Below are 16,915 nucleotides of genomic sequence, written 5' to 3'. Positions count from 1 at the left end.
CCCCGACGATCTTGCCGTCGGCGTTGCGGGAGACACCGACGTCGAGGACGGCGGCGCCCGGCTTGACGTCCTCGGGGCGGATCAGGTGCGGGGAGCCGGCGGCGGCGATGATGATGTCGGCGCGCTTCAGGTGCGAGGCGAGGTCCCGGGTGCCGGTGTGGCACTGGGTCACCGTGGCGTTCTCGCTGCGGCGGGTGAGCAGCAGCGGCATCGGGCGGCCGATGGTCACGCCGCGGCCGACGACCACGACCTCGGCGCCCTTGATCTCGACGCCGTACCGGCGCAGCAGGGTGAGCACCCCGTTGGGGGTGCAGGGCAGCGGCGCGGGCTCGCCGAGCACCAGCCGGCCGAGGTTCATCGGGTGCAGGCCGTCCGCGTCCTTGTGCGGGTCCATCAGTTCCAGGATGCGGTTCTCGTCGATGCCCTTGGGCAGCGGCAGCTGCACGATGTAGCCGGTGCAGGCGGGGTCGTCATTGAGCTCGCGGACGACCGCCTCGATCTCCTCCTGGGTCGCGGTGGCCGGGAGTTCGCGCTGGATGGAGGCGATGCCGACCTGCGCGCAGTCGCGGTGCTTGCCGGCGACGTACTTCTGGCTGCCGGGGTCGTCCCCGACGAGGATCGTGCCGAGGCCGGGCGTGACGCCCTTCTCCTTCAGCGCCGCCCGGTCAGATCGGACTTGATCGCGGCTGCGGTGGCCTTGCCATCGAGAATCTGGGCGGTCATGGCTCCATCCTCGCGGATGCCGGTCTCCCGGTTCCAGTCGGGTGTGCGGTCATGATCAATGATGTTGCACTTGCACAACACATCGCTAATCGGACTGGACAACAACTCGCCCGTACTTAACGATGAACGGCGCAGTATCGCGGTCCGGTGGGGGGCAAACCGCTCAGATCATGACGTACCTCCGTGCTTGTCCGCGTCGTCCCCGCAGGTCAAACGGAGGAAACCCGTCATGAGTTTCGGCGCGCCCAACAACCCCTACGGCCAGCCGCAGGACCCACAGCAGGGCCAGCCCGGCTACGGTTACCCGCAGCAGCCCGGCTACCAGCAGGCCCCGCAGGGCGTCCCGCCGCAGCAGGGATACGGCTACCCCCAGCAGCCGGGCTACCCCCAGCAGGCCGGTTACGGTTACCCGCAGCAGGGTTACGGCGCGACGCCGCCGTACGCGAACTGGGGCCAGCGCTTCGGCGGCACGATCGTCGACGGCCTGGTCTTCCTGGTGCCGTACATCCTGGTGCTCTTCAGCAGCAAGGCCGCGGTGCTGGGGATCATCGGCGGTCTGGCGATCCTCGGCATCGCCATCTGGCAGCTGATCATGGAGGGCCGCACCGGCCAGACCATCGGCAAGAAGGCGCTGGGCATCCGTCTGGTCAAGGAGGCCACCGGTCAGCCGATCGGCGTCGGCATGGCCTTCGTGCGCCGTATCGCGCACATCCTGGACAGCCTCGCCTGCTACCTGGGCTGGCTGTGGCCGGCGTGGGACGCCAAGCGCCAGACGTTCGCCGACAAGGTCTGCGGCACGATCGTGATCCGCAGCAACTGAGCGTCCGCCGGCACCCCGAGGGCCGTGCCCCCCGCGCAGGGGGACACGGCCCTGGTGTTTGCAGTGATCACGCCGCGGCTGCCGCGCCGCGGCGCTCAGTGCTTCTTGCTCCGTGCTCTGTGCTCTGTGCTCTGTGCTCTGTGCTCTGTGCTCTGTTCTCAGTGCTCTGTTCTCAGTGCTCAGTGCTCAGTGGAAGAAGTGCCGCGTCCCGGTGAAGTACATCGTCACGCCCGCCTTCTTCGCGGCCTCCACGACGAGTTCGTCGCGGACCGAACCGCCCGGCTGCACCACGGCCTTGACGCCGGCGGCGGTGAGGATCTCCAGGCCGTCGGGGAACGGGAAGAACGCGTCGGAGGCGGCGTAGGAGCCGCGCGCCCGCTCCTCCCCCGCCCGCTCGACGGCGAGCTTCGCGGAGTCGACGCGGTTGACCTGGCCCATGCCGACGCCGACCGAGGCGCCGTCCTTGGCGAGCAGGATGGCGTTGGACTTCACGGCCCGGCAGGCCTTCCAGGCGAACGCGAGTTCCGCCAGCTCCGCCGCGCCCAGCGCCTCGCCGGTCGCGAGGGTCCAGTTGGCCGGGTCGTCGCCGTCGGCCTGGAGCCGGTCGGTGACCTGGAGCAGCACACCGCCGTCGATCGCCTTGACCTCGACGGGGTTGGCGGGGGCGCCCGGGGCCTTCAGCACCCGGATGTTCTTCTTCCTGGCGAGGGCCTCGAGGGCGCCCTCCTCGTAGTCGGGCGCGACGATGACCTCGGTGAAGATCTCGGCGACCTGCTCGGCCATCTCCCGGCTCACCGGCCGGTTGACGGCGATGACCCCGCCGAACGCGGACAGCGGGTCGCAGGCGTGTGCCTTGCGGTGCGCCTCGGCGACGTCCGAACCGACCGCGATGCCGCAGGGGTTCGCGTGCTTGATGATCGCGACGCACGGCTCGTCGTGGTCGTACGCGGCACGGCGCGCGGCGTCCGTGTCCGTGTAGTTGTTGTACGACATCTCCTTGCCGTGCAGCTGCTCGGCCTCGGCGAGACCGCCGCCGGCGGCGTCGACGTAGAGGGCGGCGGGCTGGTGCGGGTTCTCGCCGTAGCGCAGGGTGCTCTCGCGCTCCCAGGTTGCGCCGAGGAAGTCGGGGAACCGCGACTCGTCGACCGGGGCGTACTCCGAGGCGAACCAGGAGGCCACCGCCACGTCGTACGCGGCCGTGTGCTGGAATGCCTCGGCGGCGAGCCGCTTGCGGGTGGCGAGGTCGAAGCCGCCCTCGGCGACGGCCTTGAGGACGTCTGCGTAGCGGGCGGGACTGGTGACGATCGCGACCGAGGGGTGGTTCTTGGCGGCGGCGCGGACCATCGACGGACCGCCGATGTCGATCTGCTCGACGCACTCGTCGGGCGTGGCGCCGGAGGCGACGGTCTCGCGGAACGGATAGAGGTTGCTGACCACGAGGTCGAACGGCTCGATGCCGAGCTCTTCGAGCTGGCGCCGGTGGTCCTCGAGGCGCAGGTCGGCGAGGATGCCGGCGTGCACCCTGGGGTGCAGGGTCTTGACCCGGCCGTCCAGGCACTCCGGGAAGCCCGTGAGCTCCTCGACCTTGGTGACGGGGACGCCGGCGGCGGCGATGCGGGCGGCGGTCGAGCCGGTGGAGACGAGTGCGACACCGGCCTCGTGCAGCCCGCGGGCGAGCTCTTCGAGCCCGGTCTTGTCGTAGACGCTGACGAGCGCGCGACGGATGGCCCGCTTGCCGCTCTCGGCCGTGACAGTGCTCTCGGCGGTCACTGGATAACTACCTTTCGTCCCTCAATGCGATAGCCGTTGCGGGCGATCCGCCCCACGACCTCGACGAGCAGCCTTCGCTCGACGTCCTTGATGCGCTCGTGCAGAGCGCTCTCGTCGTCCTCGTCCCGGACCTCCACCACGCCCTGAGCGATGATCGGCCCGGTGTCGACGCCGTCGTCGACGAAGTGGACGGTGCAGCCGGTGACCCTGGCGCCGTACGCGAGCGCGTCGCGTACGCCGTGGGCCCCGGGGAAACTGGGCAGCAGGGCGGGGTGCGTGTTGACCGTCCGCCCGCCGAACCGCGCCAGGAACTCCTTCCCGACGATCTTCATGAACCCGGCGGAGACGACGAGGTCGGGTTCGTGGGCGGCCACGGCCTCGGCCAGCGCCCGGTCCCACTCGTCCCGGGTCCCGAAGTCCTTCACCCTGGTCACGAAGGTCGGGATCCCGGCCCGCTCGGCACGCGCGAGCCCCTCGATGCCGGCTCGGTCGGCACCGACGGCGACGACCTCGGCGCCGTAGGCCTCGGCGCCGTTCTCGGCGATCGCGTCGAGGAGCGCCTGGAGGTTGGTGCCTGATCCGGAGACCAGCACGACGAGGCGCTTGGCCACGGGCTTGGCGGCCACGGTGGGGCCCTTTCTCGGGGAAGCGTCGGTACGGCGGCCGGACTCGCACCCGCTTTGTACATTCGTACGAGTGCTTCGCTCCCCGGGATACGGGGAAGTCTACGAAGCGGCCGACCGTCAGCAACGATACCGGCACACCGGGCGGCCCCCACGGGACGGGGGCGTGGCCGGAAGGTAGCGTCTGGGAGGTACCGAGGCGGGAACGCGTGCGGGATACGACGCGTTCACGGGGTAGGCGGTCGTTTCGGCTGCTGTGCCGATCACCCGCAGCCATCCGCCGTATCCAGCCATCAGCTCTGTTCTGTACATCTTGATCTAGGGGAAGACGCTCACTTGATGCCGGACCGCAGCCTGGGACTTCGCATGCTTCCCCCGCAGTCGGTGCAGGGAGGGACGCGTTCCGCCGTGCTGCTGCGGGAGCGGCCGGCCTCGCCGCCGGACGCGCCCTCGGACCGGCCGAAGGGCGACCAGCAGGACGACAACCCCTTCGCCCCGCCGCCGGAGGGCGCGCCGGACAGCCCGTGGCGGCCGCGCCGTCCGGCCGGTGACGACGACGGGGAAGCGCCGTGGGGCAGTCAGTGGAGCGACCGCCAGCCCGGCCGGCAGTCCGGCGGCTTCGGCCGGCGTCCCGACGGCGGCCCGGGCGGCGGCGGCCAGAACGGCCCCGGCGGCCCCGGCGGCCCGGGCATGCGCTGGGACCCGACCGACCCGGCCCAGCGGCGCGCGCGGTACGCGCTGCTGTGCGGCATGTGGGCCTTCCTGTTCGCGCTCTTCAGCTGGCCGTACGTGGCGCTGCTGCTGGGTGCGCTGGCCCTCTACTGGGGCATCAGCGCGCTCCGTGCCAAGCCCCGCAACCCGGACGAGGCCGTCACCGGCCGCCCCCAGACCACGGCGGCGATCAGCGGCCTGGTCACGGCGTCCCTGGCGCTGGCCCTGGTGGCGGCCAACTTCACGGCCCAGATGGTCTACCGCGACTACTACACCTGCGTCTCGGACGCCCTCACCAACGAGGCCAAGCAGTCCTGCGACCACCTGCTGCCGCAGGAGCTGCGGGGGGTCCTGGGGAGCGGGAACAGCTGACGGTTTCGGGGGTGACGCGCAGCCGGGAGGGTCAGGGGCCGTGGGTGTCCTCGGCCGACTTGGTCGGCTCGGTGGGCTCGGACAGCTTTCGCAGCGCCGTCCAGCGGGCCTTGCGCGCCGCCTCGTCCTCCCAGGGGCCGGGCGGCGGGTCGGTCGGCAGCCCCTCGTGCGGCTCGGCCGGCAGCGCCTCGTACCGCTCGGAGTCCCCGTCGCCGTCGGCCTGATCGGGCAGCAGTCCGACCACGAAGACCGAGGGCGGGGTCGAAGCGGGGGCCGAGGCCGGGGCGGGCGCCGAGGCCGACGGCGTCGGGCTCCCCTGGGCCTGCTCCCTCTCCGTGGCCTGCCCGTCTCGCGGCTTCCGCCCGGCGAAGCCCAGCCATGCGGCGAGCGAGCCGGCGCCCTCCCACCGCCACGCCCGCAGCATCAGGGCTCCCGGCAGGCCCACCGCGAGGAGCCAGCCGCCGGCCGCCGCGCCCGTCTGCCACCAGACCGGCCCGAAGGCGGTGAGCGCGGCGACGCCCAGCGGACCGCCCGCCAACTCGGCCAGCACCGCCAGCAGGAGCGCGCACAGCAGCGCCGCCAGGGCCGCCACCCCGGCCGTGCGCTCGGCCGACCAGCGCCGCTCCGCCGCCCGTGCCGCCACGAACCACGCCATCGTCGCCCCGGCCGCCACCGGCACCGCCCCGGCCACCCAGTGCACCGGAGTCCCGGGACCGTGCTCCGGCACGGCCGCCAGCAGCGGGAAGGGCGGGAGCAGCGGTGCCGGATTCGAGGCCAGCGGGTTCACGAGATGCCCGGCACCGAGCGCGAAGCCGGGGCCCACGGCGTACGACGCGGACCACACCGCCGCGTTCGGGATCAGGGAGACGCAGAGGAACAGCACCGCGCACCGGCCCGTCCAGCCCTCCGTCAGCTGGAGGAACGAGGCCCGCGCCGCATCCCCGTGCCCCACCAGCGACACCGCGAGCAGCAGCGTCCCGCCCCCGAAGAACACGGCCGTGCCGGCGAGGGACGCGCGCAGGGCCGTACCCCACCGCACCCGTGTGTCGCGCCCGAGCAGCCGCCGCCGTACCGCACCCGGCAGCACCGGCACCAGGCGCAGCAGCGGTTCACGCGGACGGCCGTACGCCGTCCACACCCCGGCGCCCGCCGCGCACGCCGCGAGCAGGGGCGGGGAGACCGCCACCCACGCCCATTGGGGCCGCAGCTCCCCGCCGGACGCGTACAGGGCGGCGCAGCCGCCGACGCCGAGGTAGCCGGCGACGACCCCCGCCCAGGCGGTGCGGGCGCGGACCGGCGGCGGCGCGTAGGGGTCGTCGCCTTCCGGCGCGTCCACCGCGTACCGTGCCGCCCGGTGCAGCAGCAGCGCCGGCACCAGGAGCAGCAGCAACGGCGTCACCCCGACCGGGGCCGGTACTCCGGACAGCGTGCCGGTGCGGACCAGTTCGACGCCGTGGGCGAGCAGCCACAGCGCGGCCGCGACGTGCAGCGCGCCGCCCGGGCCGCTGTCGGGGTACGGCGAGCTGACCCACAGCGCGATCGTCAGGACGGCGAAGGAACCGAGCCCGAGTCCGGCCGCGAGCGCACCGGCCGCCAGGCTCGCGCCCAGTCCCGGGGAGCGGTCCCGCACCCGGCTGAGCAGCGGCGGCGAAGACGGTCGGCGGGACGGCAGCGACGGTCGGCGGGCGGTCATCCGAATCACGACCGCCATGCTCCCAACGACACGCGCTTTTCCGTCGTAACCGATGAACAGCCGAAGTGTCGCCCAATATATGTTTATGTGCTTTTTCGAAGGGAGGTGCGCCCGATGACGCAGAGCCCTGCCCGTACCGACGAGGCCGGACCGTCCCCCGCTCTGACGCCCGCTCAGGCCTTCGACGCGCTCTACGCGTTCTGCGCCCCGGCCCTGGTGCGGCAGGCCTACCTGCTCACCGGCCGCCGGGAGCTGGCGCAGGAGGCCGTCGAGCGGGCCTTCCAACTCGCCTGGCAGAACTGGCCGCAGGTGGCCCGCGACCGGGACCCGGCCGGCTGGGTGCGGGCGGTGGCGCACGAGTGTGCGCTCTCTCCCTGGCACCGGTTCCGGCTGCGCTACCGCCACCCCGAACCGCCACCGGCCGACGCGGCCGACCACGCGCTCCTGGAGGCGCTGCTGAAGCTGCCCGCGTCCTACCGGCGCACGCTGCTGCTGTACGACGGCATCGGCCTCGACCTGCCGGAGACCGCGGCGGAGACGGAGGCGAGCACGCCGGCGGCGGCCGGCCGGCTCACCCGCGCGCGGCGGCTGGTCGCCGACCGGGTGCCGGAACTCGCCGACCCCGCCGCGCTGCACCGCCGGCTGGCCGAGCTGGCCTCGGCGGAGGGGCTGGGGGCGGCTCAGCCGCCCACCGTGCGGACGTACGCCGAACAGCGGATCCGTTTCTGGACCCGGTCCGCGCTCGCCTTCACGGCGACGATCATCGCGGCGACCACCCTCACGCTGCGGACGGCGCCGACGCACTACGAGGCGCCGATCGGCCCGGCGCAGGCGATCAGCGGGGTGCCGGCGGAGGTGGGGCTGGGGCCGTTGTCGGCGGGGGAGCGGGCGCTCCGGCTGAAACTGCAGAGCCTTGCTTACAACGGCCCGGAGAGACTCGTGCCGGTGGCGAGGTAGCGCGGTCGGGTGCGGCTGGGTGGGGGCCGGCCGCGCAGTTCCTCCCCCGGCCGAAGGCTGCGGGAGGAGCTGCGCAAGCGCGGGTGAGCGAAACGCCGGTAGGCCCGTCCCCGGGGTGGGGACGGGCCTACCGGCGTTCAGTCAAGCGGCGTCGGGAACGACGCTCAGCCGGCGAGGATCTCGCGCGCCAGCTTCGCCGTCTCGGTCGGGGTCTTGCCGACCTTGACGCCCGCGGCCTCCAGGGCCTCCTTCTTCGCCTGGGCGGTGCCCGACGAACCGGAGACGATGGCGCCGGCGTGGCCCATGGTCTTGCCCTCCGGCGCGGTGAAGCCCGCGACGTAACCGACGACCGGCTTGGTCACGTTCTTCGCGATGAAGTCCGCGGCCCGCTCCTCGGCGTCGCCGCCGATCTCACCGATCATGACGATCAGGTCGGTGTCGGGGTCGGCCTCGAACGCGGCGAGCGCGTCGATGTGCGTGGTGCCGATGATCGGGTCGCCACCGATGCCGACGGCGGTGGAGAAGCCGATGTCACGGAGCTCGTACATCATCTGGTACGTCAGCGTGCCGGACTTCGAGACCAGGCCGATACGGCCCGGCTTGGTGATGTCGCCCGGGATGATGCCGACGTTGGACTGGCCGACGGTGATGATGCCGGGGCAGTTCGGGCCGATGATCCGGGTCTTGTTGCCCTTCTTGCCGGCGTACGCCCAGAACGACGCCGAGTCGTGCACGGCGATGCCCTCGGTGATCACGACGGCCAGCGGGATCTCGGCGTCGATGGCCTCGACGACCGCGTCCTTGGTGAACTTCTCCGGCACGAAGATGACGGAGACGTTGGCGCCGGTCTTCTCGACGGCCTCGGCGACCGTACCGAATACCGGTACCTCGGTGCCGTCGAAGTCCACGGTCTGCCCCGCCTTGCGCGGGTTGACGCCGCCCACGACGTTGGTGCCGTCGCCGAGCATGAGCTTGGTGTGCTTCATGCCCGTGGCGCCGGTCATGCCCTGGACGATGACCTTGCTGTCCTTGTTGAGCCAGATAGCCATGGTGTGTTGTGTCCTCGTCCTGAGTGCTTACTTGGCGGCGTTTGCCAGCTCGGCGGCCTTGTCGGCCGCGCCGTCCATGGTGTCGACGCGCTGCACCAGCGGGTGGTTCGCGTCCGTGAGGATCTTGCGGCCCAGCTCGGCGTTGTTGCCGTCGAGACGGACGACGAGCGGCTTGGAGACGTCCTCGCCGCGGTCCTCCAGGAGCTTCAGGGCCTGCACGATGCCGTTGGCGACCTCGTCGCAGGCGGTGATGCCGCCGAAGACGTTGACGAAGACCGACTTGACGTCGGGGTCACCGAGGATGATCTCCAGGCCGTTCGCCATGACCTGGGCGGAGGCGCCGCCGCCGATGTCGAGGAAGTTGGCGGGCTTGACGCCACCGTGGTTCTCACCGGCGTACGCGACGACGTCCAGGGTGCTCATGACGAGACCGGCGCCGTTGCCGATGATGCCGACCTCGCCGTCGAGCTTGACGTAGTTGAGGTTCTTCTCCTTGGCGGCGGCCTCCAGCGGGTTGGCCGCGGCCTTGTCGTGGAGCTCCGCCCAGTCCGCGTGGCGGAACTCGGCGTTGTCGTCCAGCGACACCTTGCCGTCGAGGGCGATGACGTCACCGGAGGCGACCTTCGCGAGCGGGTTCACCTCGACGAGGAGGGCGTCCTCCTTGATGAAGGTGTCCCACAGCCTGACCAGGACGTCGGCGACCTTGTCGGCGACCTCGGCCGGGAACTTCGCCGCGGCGACGATCTCCTTGGCCTTGGCCAGGTCCACGCCGTCGATCGCGTCGATCGGCGTCTTGGCGACGGCCTCGGGGCGGGTGGCCGCCACCTCCTCGATCTCCATGCCGCCCTCGACGGAGGCGATGGAGAGGAAGGTGCGGTTGGCACGGTCGAGGAGGAAGGAGACGTAGTACTCCTCGAGGATCTCCGGGGCCGTCTCGGCGATCATCACCTTGTGGACCGTGTGGCCCTTGATGTCCATGCCGAGAATGTCCGTCGCCCGGGCGACGGCCTCGTCCGCGGAGGCGGCCAGCTTGACGCCACCGGCCTTGCCGCGACCACCGACCTTCACCTGCGCCTTGACGACGGACTTGCCGCCCAGCCGCTCGGTGATCTCGCGCGCCGCCTCAGGCGTGTCGATGACTTCACCGGCCAGCACCGGTACATCGTGCTTGGCGAAGAGGTCCCTCGCCTGGTACTCGAACAGGTCCACGCGCTTCCGTCCCTATCAGTGATCTCGCGGTTCGTTGGATGCGTGGGCGTGCCGCGAAGGGCAACGTGACGTCCGCAATGTGTCACAAGGGGTGCGCACACGGTGTCCGAGCGCGCGGCATGTCCGTCTCGCAGATTATCGCCGCTCGCTGGGGGTCTCTAAATCGGGAGTCACACCTGAGCGGTGATACCTGTCACATGATGCCGGGTATTCGGGGTTCTCCTGGCACGGCGTGCCGTCCTGCGTGCGAAGTGCGAGGCCTCACCGGGCTGGGGTTGGCCCGGTGAGGCTTCAGGCCCCGAGGACTTCCGGTCCTCGGGCCGGGCGGCCGCCCCCCGCCCCAGGGGAGAGAGCCGGCCCGAACCGTGGGATTCCGGCCGGACGGACCGACGGCGTTCGGCCGTCCGCACCGCGCCGCCCACGGAGTCGCAGGGAGAGCCGGTCACACGGGCCTACGCCCCGCGGCCGGCCTCCGGGGTGACGGAGGTGACCGAGGTGACGGCCGAGGGAGCGGGCGAGGCGTAGGGCGAGGGGAGGTGGTGGTGGCCGGGGGCGGTGTCCGTGAGCATGGCCGCGGCGCGGTGCTGGAGGGCCTGGGCGTGCGCTCGGGCGGTGGCCTGCGCCCGTGCCGTGGCCGACGCGGCACGGGCCGCACGGGCGCCCTGGATGGCCTGGGCACCGCGGATCCGGCCCGCGCGGCCCGACACGGCGGGCGGCTCTTCGGCGGCGGCCGCCGCGGGCCGGCCGAACGCCCCCGCCCAGGTGCCGCCGGCGGCTGTGACCATGGAACGGCCGATGTACTCGTTCATTCGTGCGTCAGTCCTTCGGGGCTCCGGCGCGCTCTCCACGCGTGCACGGAGCCGGGAGAGCTTCCGGTGGGAATCGGAAGCGCGGCTGGGGACATCGCCGCCCGGAGCGCTCGGCAGGGGTACCGAGACGTGCTCACGGAGTCCGGAGGGGGACCGCGAGGGTCCGGGCGGGCGGGCAGACCTGTTCCGCCCCCGCGCGACAGGTCAGTGGCGGGGAAGGGGGGTCGCCGGCCCTAGCCGGGGAAGAGGGGGATGTCCCGGTACCTGTCCCGGGTCCCGGCCGCGTCGAGCCGCGCGGCGGCACCGGGCACGAGGCTGAGCGGCGCCCGGTCGGCGAAGGTCACGGCGTGTGCGTCAGTGTGCCGGGAGGCAGCACCGTCCACCGCCGACTTGCCCAGCGCGCCGTCCGGGTCACCGGCGGGCGCGGGGTGGGCGGGCGCGCCGGTGGCGCGGCCGGCACGGTGGGTGCCGGTGTGCGGCTCCCTGCCGGACGTGAAGGTCACGGCGGCGGTGCTCCGCGGCCCGTACGACGCGGCGGTGGCCGCCGCCGCTTCCGTCGCGGCTTGCGTACGGGGCTTCTCGTGCCCCGCGTCATGCGTGACGGGTGTCCGCGGCTGCGCCTGCGTGGGGCCGGGCGCCGGCGTCACCGGGGCCGGTTCCGACCCGGCCGGCGGGTCGGAGACGACGGGAACCTCCGGCAGCTGCACCACCGGCACCGCGGGCAGCTCCGTCACCTGCCGCACCGTCTCGGTGAGCGTCTCGGTCAAAGCCGTCACGACGGGAGAGGTCACGGTCCTGGTCACCGTGTCGCCCACCGTGCCGGTCACGGACCGGACGACCTCGCCGACGCCGTCCACCACCGGCACGGCCCCGACGACGGGCTTCCGCGCCGCCCCCGGCTCCCGATGCGGCGTCAGCACGTCCGGCAGCGGGGGCTCCTGGTTCGCCGTCACCGTCGCCGTCACCACCGACGTCAACGACGGCGCCGGCGACGGTGCCGACGGCGCCCCCTCGGCCGCCTGCGCCCGCTGCCCGCAGAGGAGAGCGAGCGCGAGCACTCCGCCGACCAGCAGCGCCAGTTGCAGCGCACGCCGTCCCGGCGCCGTACGCGACACGCGCACGACGGCACCGGACAGAACTGCTGGCGAGGTCAAGACGGGGAGGGTCCTCCCGTGCGGCGGAACAGAGCAGAAAAGGTCCAACGGCGTGAAGGCCGGTGAAAGACCAGTGGAGACTTCGATCCTTGCACGGGACTCCCGAGGGTGCGCAAGCCCCCCGTTACCGATGGGTACTCATGTCCCTTTTGGCGACGGCGCGGACATCGTCGAGTCGACAAGTCACCCATCCGGCACGGTCGTCACACGGTGTCCGGCACCGGGATCGGCCGCTTCTCGATCGCCGCCGCCATCACCTCGGGGAAGAGGTCCGGCGTACACGCGAACGCCGGTGCCCCCAGCGCCGCGAGCGCCGCCGCGTGCTCCCGGTCGTACGCCGGCGCGCCCTCGTCGGACAGCGCGAGCAGCGCGACGAACTGGACGCCCGACGCCTTCATCGCCGCGACCCGCTTCAGCATCTCGTTCCGTATCCCGCCCTCGTAGAGGTCGCTGATGAGGACGACGACGGTCTCCGAAGGCCGGGTGATCTGCGACTGGCAGTACGCCAGCGCCCGGTTGATGTCCGTGCCGCCGCCGAGCTGGGTGCCGAACAGGACGTCCACCGGATCGTCCAGCTGGTCCGTGAGGTCGACCACCGCGGTGTCGAAGACGACGAGCCGGGTGTCGATCGACCGCATGGACGCCAGGACCGCCCCGAACACCGACGCGTACACCACCGAGGCCGCCATCGACCCGGACTGGTCGATGCAGAGCACCACCTCCTTCTTCACCGACTGCGACGCCCGCCCGTACCCGACGAGCCGCTCCGGCACCACCGTCCGGTACTCGGGCAGGTAGTGCTTGAGGTTGGCCGCGATGGTGCGGTGCCAGTCGATGTCGTGGTGGCGCGGGCGGCTGATGCGGGCGCTGCGGTCGAGGGCGCCGGTGAGGGTGGCCCGGGTGCGGGTGGCCAGCCGCTTCTCCAGGTCGTCGACGACCTTGCGGACCACCGCCCGGGCCGTCTCCTTCGTCGTCTCCGGCATCGCCTTGTTGAGCGAGAGCAGGGTGCCGACCAGGTGCACGTCCGCCTCCACCGCCTCCAGCATCTCCGGTTCGAGCAGCAGCGCGGCCAGCCCGAGCCGGTCGATGGCGTCACGCTGCATGACCTGCACGACGGAGGACGGAAAGTACGTCCGGATGTCGCCGAGCCAGCGCGCCACCGAGGGCGCCGAGGCCCCGAGCCCCGCCGAACGCTCCCGCCCCGACTGCGCCCTGTCCCCCTTCCCGTAGAGCGCGGCCAGCGTCCCGTCCATCGCCGCGTCCCGCCCCGACAGCGCACACCCGGTCCCGTCGGCGGCCTCGCCCCCGAGCACCAGCCGCCACCGCCGCAGCCGCTCGTGCGCGGGATCAGCGGACCCGGTGCCGCTGCCGGCATCTGCGTCCGTGTCGTCCGGTGTCATCTCCCCGCCTCCACAAGGTCGTTGTCGGGATCCGCCGCGCCCAGCGCCGCCTCTTGCGCCGTGTCCTCCGCCGCATCGAGTTCGTCGAGGCCGAGCAGCAGCCGCAGCACCGGCAGCACGGCGTCGGCGCGCGCGGCGTCCGGCTCGGCGCCGAAACCCGGTGTCCCGGCGGCCTGCCCCGCGCCCCGCGGCCGCTCCCCCGGGCCACGGCGCACCAGTTCGCCGATGGTCCGGCGCACCCCGGGCTCGTACACCGAGAACGTCCGGCGCAGCAGCGGCAGCACGTCGGTGAACGCCTCCGCCGGCACCCCGGTCAGCCAGGCGTCGACCAGGCCGAGCAGCCGCTCGTCGTGCACCAGCAGCATCCCGCCGCCGCCGCTCCCGCCGACGAACCCCTCGATCCAGGCGGCCGCGTCCGCCGGCGGGGTTCCCGGCGAGAGCACCAGCCCCATCAGCCGCGCCGCCTCCTGCGGCTCCAGCTCCCCCTCGTCCAGCAGGATCCGCACGGCCCGCCCGCGCAGCACGCCGGGCACGGTGTCCCGCCCGGAGAGCGTGCGCAGCACGGCCCGCCAGCGGAGGCGGAGGTCCGAGTGGCCGGATCCGGCCTGCGCCGCCTCCCCGAGCAGTCCCACCGCCGTGTGCACCGCGTCCACATGGCCGCGCATCTCGTCGGCCGCGTCCGCGTCGAGGGCGGCGCAGGCCGGCGGCAGCCCGACGAAGACCCGCTCGGCGAGACCCGCGGCGACCCCTGCGAGCGCCTGGGTGTCGGTGCCCCGCACGTCGCCGTAGCGCAGGGAGCGGACCAGGGCCGGCAGGGCCTGGGCGAGCCGGCCGACGTCCGTGTCCAGCGCGGCCCGGTCGGCGAGCACCCGCATCACCACCGGCAGCGCGTCCGGCAGCCCGGCGAGCAGGCAGTGCTCGGCGAGCCCGGTGACGTCGGCGAGGGCACTCGCCTGCACCGCGTCGGCCTCGGCCCTGGCCGTCGCCGCGCCCTCGACGGTCGTCCCCCACACCCCGGCCTCGGCCACCCGCACCGACAGCTCCGGCTCCCAGCGCAGCCGCCACGTCTCCCGGAACGTGCCCGTGCTTCCCCGCGACTGCGCGGGCTCCCCCCATCCGACACCGAGCAGCCGCAGCCTGTGCAGCAGCCGGCTGCGCCCGGCGTCGCCCTCCTTGCGCAGGTCCAGCTCCAGCTCCCGCTCCAGCGCCTCCGGCTTCAGCCTGAGCCTGCGCTGCTCCCGGGCCAGGTCCCGCTGCAACGGCACCGCGGGCGCCGCCTCCGGCACCTCCCCCAGCACGTCCCCGACCACCAGCCGGTCGTGCACCAGCGCCAGCGGGACGTCGGAGCCCTCGCAGAGCACCGCCCGCACCGCGTCGGTCGTCTCCCCGAGGCCGGGCAGCGGGCGGCCGCGCATCACCGCGAGCGTCTCGGCCAGCCGCACCGCCTCGATGACATGGGCCGAGGAGACGATCCGGTCCTCCTCTCGGAGCAGTCCGGCCACCTTGGTGAGCCACCGCTCCACCGGTCGGTCCGGGGCGCGGAACAGGTGGCCGTACCAGCCCGGCGAGTCGATGCCCGCGCCGTAGCCGCTCGCCCGGGCCAGCCTGCGGTTCGTCCACGGCACCCAGGTCATGTCCGCCTTGACCTTGGGGAGTCCCTTCAGCAGTTCGCGGTCGGCGGCGACGGTGGTCTTCGCGCCCAGCGCCGGCACGTGCCACGCCCCGCACACCACCGCGACCTGCTCCCCGAACTCCCGCTGTGCGGCGCGCAGCCGGAGCCGCATGTGGGCCTCGCGCACGGCATCCCGGTCGCGGCCACCGCCCCCGTACGTCTCGCGCAGCGCACCCATCGCCTCCGCCACCGCTGCGAACGGCGCGAACACGTCCCGCTCCCCGGCCCCGCCGCGGTGCTCGACGACGTCCTCCCACCAGCGCTCGGGATCGTCGTGACCGGCGGCCTCGGCGAGCGCGGCGAGGGGGTCGACGCGGACCTGCCGCTGCCCGGCGCCGGGTCCGTCGTCCGGTTCGCACGGGTCCTCCCGCCGCTCCCAGGCCAGCATGTGCGTCGCCGGCAGGTCGATGAAGCGGGCCGGGGCCCCGTGCTCCAGGGCCCAGCGGAGCGCCACCCACTCGGGGCTGAAGTCGGCCAGCGGCCAGAACGCCGAGCGGCCGGGCTCGTCCACGGCGTGCGCGAGGAGCGCGACCGGTGGCCGCATCTCCGGGTCGGCGGCGAGCGGGACCAGCGAGTCGGCCTCGGGCGGCCCCTCGATCAGCACCGCCCGCGGCCGGGCGGCGTCCAGCGCGGCCCGTACCGCCCGCGCGGAGCCGGGCCCGTGGTGCCGTACCCCCAGCAGCAGCGGTCCGGGGCCGGGCGACCGCCGCCACGCCGTGTCGTCGCTCACGCGCTCACCTCGCGGCAGGCGCGGTAGAAGTCCTTCCAGCCGTCCCGCTCGCGGACGACCGTCTCCAGGTACTCCTGCCAGACGACCCGGTCGGCGGCCGGGTCGCGGACGACCGCGCCGAGGATGCCGGCCGCGACGTCACCGGCGCGCAGCACGCCGTCCCCGAAGTGGGCCGCCAGGGCGAGGCCGCCCGTGACGACGGAGATCGCCTCGGCCGTGGAGAGCGTGCCGCTCGGCGACTTGATCCTGGTGCGGCCGTCGGTGGTGACGCCGGCGCGCAGCTCGCGGAAGACGGTGACGACACGGCGGATCTCCTCGATGCCGTCGGGCACGGCCGGCAGCTCCAGGGAGCGGCCGAGCTGGTCGACGCGGCGCGCGACGATGTCGACCTCGGCGTCCGGGCTCTCCGGCAGTGGCAGCACCACGGTGTTGAAGCGGCGGCGCAGGGCGCTGGAGAGCTCGTTGACACCCCGGTCGCGGTCGTTGGCGGTGGCGATCAGGTTGAAGCCGCGGACCGCCTGCACCTCCTGGCCCAGCTCGGGGATCGGCAGGGTCTTCTCGGACAGGATCGTGATCAGCGTGTCCTGGACGTCGGCGGGGATCCGGGTGAGCTCCTCGACCCTGGCCGTCATGCCCTCCGCCATGGCCCGCATGACGGGGCTGGGCACGAGGGCGTCCCGGCTCGGGCCGTGGGCGAGCAGCTGCGCGTAGTTCCAGCCGTAGCGGATCGCCTCCTCCGGGGTGCCGGCCGTGCCCTGCACCAGCAGGGTCGAGTCGCCGCTGACGGCGGCGGCCAGGTGCTCGGAGACCCAGGTCTTGGCGGTGCCGGGCACGCCGAGCAGGAGCAGGGCGCGGTCGGTGGCGAGGGTGGTGACGGCGACCTCGACGATGCGGCGCGGGCCGACGTACTTCGGCGTGATCACCGTGCCGTCCGGCAGGGTGCCGCCGAGCAGATAGGTGGCCACCGCCCACGGCGACAGCTTCCAGCGGGCCGGGCGCGGCCGGTCGTCCTGCGCGGCCAGTGCCGCGAGTTCGGCGGCGAAGGCGTGCTCGGCGTGCGGTCGCAGTGCGCTCTCGACGGTCGTCGGGTCGGTCGGTTCCACGGACACAGTCATGGCTGAGGCCCCCTCCAGCTCGGCCGGTTCGGATCTGGTGTCCACCGTGCACCACGCCACTGACAATCGCTCTGACCTGCGCAGACGCGCCCGTCGGGGCGATTGTCA

The 16,915-nt window shown here is 73.2% G+C and carries 13 protein-coding genes and 1 pseudogene; 3 read left to right on the top strand and 11 right to left on the bottom strand.

Translation table 11 applies throughout. The features are described 5' to 3' along the window. A pseudogene (locus JF597_RS39235) lies at nucleotides 1-723 on the bottom strand (bifunctional methylenetetrahydrofolate dehydrogenase/methenyltetrahydrofolate cyclohydrolase); the annotation flags it as partial. 229 nt (nucleotides 724-952) lie between these two features. Between JF597_RS39235 and JF597_RS39230 the strand changes: the two are divergent. Then, entirely contained in the window at nucleotides 953-1,543 is a 591-nt protein-coding gene (locus JF597_RS39230; RefSeq protein ID WP_294008128.1) for an RDD family protein, read from the top strand. A 186-nt stretch (nucleotides 1,544-1,729) separates the two neighbouring features. Here JF597_RS39230 and purH read toward each other — a convergent pair whose 3' ends face one another. Continuing rightward, nucleotides 1,730-3,313: a bifunctional phosphoribosylaminoimidazolecarboxamide formyltransferase/IMP cyclohydrolase gene (purH, locus tag JF597_RS39225; RefSeq protein ID WP_294008126.1), complete on the bottom strand. Its 1,584-nt coding sequence runs from the start codon at nucleotides 3,311-3,313 to the stop codon at nucleotides 1,730-1,732. Further along, a complete protein-coding gene (gene purN, locus JF597_RS39220; RefSeq protein WP_294008124.1) occupies nucleotides 3,310-3,939 on the bottom strand; it encodes a phosphoribosylglycinamide formyltransferase in 630 nt (209 codons plus the stop codon). The genes purH and purN overlap by 4 nt, the downstream gene beginning before the upstream one ends. A gap of 336 nt (nucleotides 3,940-4,275) precedes the next feature. Between purN and JF597_RS39215 the strand changes: the two genes are divergently transcribed. After that, nucleotides 4,276-5,019 (top strand): hypothetical protein, encoded by a 744-nt coding sequence (locus JF597_RS39215; protein ID WP_294008122.1) that lies wholly within the window; start codon nucleotides 4,276-4,278, stop codon nucleotides 5,017-5,019. Between the two features lie 31 nt (nucleotides 5,020-5,050). On the opposite strand, the gene JF597_RS39210 is transcribed toward JF597_RS39215, so the two are convergent. Then, nucleotides 5,051-6,553, bottom strand: coding sequence for a DUF6350 family protein (locus JF597_RS39210; RefSeq protein WP_366916508.1), 1,503 nt, complete (start codon nucleotides 6,551-6,553; stop codon nucleotides 5,051-5,053). Here JF597_RS39210 and JF597_RS39205 point away from each other — a divergent pair. Further along, nucleotides 6,503-7,669, top strand: a complete 1,167-nt coding sequence (locus JF597_RS39205) for an RNA polymerase subunit sigma-70 (RefSeq protein WP_366916506.1) — start codon at nucleotides 6,503-6,505, stop codon at nucleotides 7,667-7,669. The genes JF597_RS39210 and JF597_RS39205 overlap by 51 nt on opposite strands. Nucleotides 7,670-7,833: 164 nt before the next feature. On the opposite strand, the gene sucD is transcribed toward JF597_RS39205, so the two are convergent. The 7 genes from sucD to JF597_RS39170 all read right to left on the bottom strand — a co-directional run bounded on the left by sucD (nucleotide 7,834) and on the right by JF597_RS39170 (nucleotide 16,807). Then, on the bottom strand, nucleotides 7,834-8,718 hold the full coding sequence (gene sucD, locus JF597_RS39200; RefSeq protein ID WP_294008116.1) for a succinate--CoA ligase subunit alpha: 885 nt from the start codon (nucleotides 8,716-8,718) through the stop codon (nucleotides 7,834-7,836). A 27-nt stretch (nucleotides 8,719-8,745) separates the two neighbouring features. Beyond that, complete coding sequence (gene sucC, locus JF597_RS39195) at nucleotides 8,746-9,927, bottom strand: ADP-forming succinate--CoA ligase subunit beta (protein WP_294008114.1); 1,182 nt, start codon at nucleotides 9,925-9,927, stop codon at nucleotides 8,746-8,748. Between the two features lie 452 nt (nucleotides 9,928-10,379). Further along, a complete protein-coding gene (locus tag JF597_RS39190) occupies nucleotides 10,380-10,736 on the bottom strand; it encodes a hypothetical protein (protein WP_294008112.1) in 357 nt (118 codons plus the stop codon). Nucleotides 10,737-10,969: 233 nt separating this feature from the next. Further along, nucleotides 10,970-11,857, bottom strand: coding sequence for a hypothetical protein (locus JF597_RS39185; protein ID WP_294008110.1), 888 nt, complete (start codon nucleotides 11,855-11,857; stop codon nucleotides 10,970-10,972). Nucleotides 11,858-12,093: 236 nt separating this feature from the next. Next, nucleotides 12,094-13,290: a VWA domain-containing protein gene (locus tag JF597_RS39180; RefSeq protein WP_294008108.1), complete on the bottom strand. Its 1,197-nt coding sequence runs from the start codon at nucleotides 13,288-13,290 to the stop codon at nucleotides 12,094-12,096. Then, complete coding sequence (locus JF597_RS39175) at nucleotides 13,287-15,692, bottom strand: DUF5682 family protein (protein WP_294008106.1); 2,406 nt, start codon at nucleotides 15,690-15,692, stop codon at nucleotides 13,287-13,289. Before JF597_RS39175 ends, JF597_RS39180 begins: the two co-directional genes overlap by 4 nt. Then, entirely contained in the window at nucleotides 15,689-16,807 is a 1,119-nt protein-coding gene (locus JF597_RS39170; protein WP_294008104.1) for an AAA family ATPase, read from the bottom strand. Before JF597_RS39170 ends, JF597_RS39175 begins: the two co-directional genes overlap by 4 nt. Nucleotides 16,808-16,915: the final 108 nt, after the last annotated feature.

The organism is Streptomyces sp., from assembly GCF_019510245.1.
GTDB lineage: Bacteria > Actinomycetota > Actinomycetes > Streptomycetales > Streptomycetaceae > Streptomyces.
Note: the sequence above shows the minus strand (reverse complement) of the source record. Positions and strands in the feature narration are given on the sequence as shown.